The organism is Pseudomonas sp. SIMBA_067 (assembly GCF_046534675.1).
Taxonomy (GTDB): domain Bacteria; phylum Pseudomonadota; class Gammaproteobacteria; order Pseudomonadales; family Pseudomonadaceae; genus Aquipseudomonas; species Aquipseudomonas putida.
Window position 1 is genome coordinate 1 of sequence record NZ_JAWRYH010000479.1, and the last position, 269, is coordinate 269.

The window sequence follows — 269 nt, forward strand, 5'->3', positions numbered from 1 at the left end:
GATCCTGCGTCAGGGTCGCGAGATGATCCAATGGTCGTCACCGAAACCGCAAAATGGTGACTGGCACATCGGTCGCGGCGTCGCCATTATCATGCAGAAATCGGGTATCCCGGATATCGATCAGGCTAACTGCATGATCAAACTGGAATCGGACGGCACCTTTATCGTTCATTCTGGCGGTGCGGATATTGGTACTGGTCTGGATACTGTAGTGACGAAACTGGCAGCAGAAGTGCTGCACTGCCCACCGCAGGACGTGCATGTTATCT

Annotated in this window: 1 protein-coding gene; it reads left to right on the plus strand. The window is 53.5% G+C overall.

What is annotated here, in order from left to right; all coding sequences use genetic code 11:
- Window positions 1-22 precede the first annotated feature (22 nt).
- A partial coding sequence (locus SB765_RS29970; RefSeq protein ID WP_410932540.1) for a molybdopterin cofactor-binding domain-containing protein occupies window positions 23-269 on the plus strand: 247 nt, incomplete at its 3' end.